At 64.5% G+C, this 265-nt stretch carries 1 pseudogene; it reads left to right on the top strand.

What is annotated here, in order from left to right:
- A pseudogene (gene clpA, locus ACLJNW_RS25755) lies at positions 1-265 on the top strand (ATP-dependent Clp protease ATP-binding subunit ClpA); the annotation flags it as partial.

The following is a 265-nucleotide window of genomic DNA, read 5'->3' as shown; positions in this document are numbered from 1 at the left end:
GCGCGGAAGTGGCGGCGCGCGCGTCGATCGGCTTCAACCAGCAGGATCACACCACCGATGCGATGGAAGTGATCAAGAAGAGCTTCACCCCGGAGTTCCGCAACCGCCTGGATACCATCATCCAGTTCGGCCGCCTGAGCACCGAGACGATCAAGAGCGTGGTCGACAAGTTCCTCACCGAGCTGCAGGCGCAGCTGGAGGACAAGCGCGTCCAGCTCGAGGTCAGCGATGCGGCGCGCGGCTGGCTGGCGGAGAAGGGCTACGA

Source organism: Salmonella sp. SAL4457 (genome assembly GCF_046548235.1).
Classification (GTDB): Bacteria; Pseudomonadota; Gammaproteobacteria; order Enterobacterales; family Enterobacteriaceae; genus Salmonella; species Salmonella enterica.
Note: the sequence above shows the minus strand (reverse complement) of the source record. Positions and strands in the feature narration are given on the sequence as shown.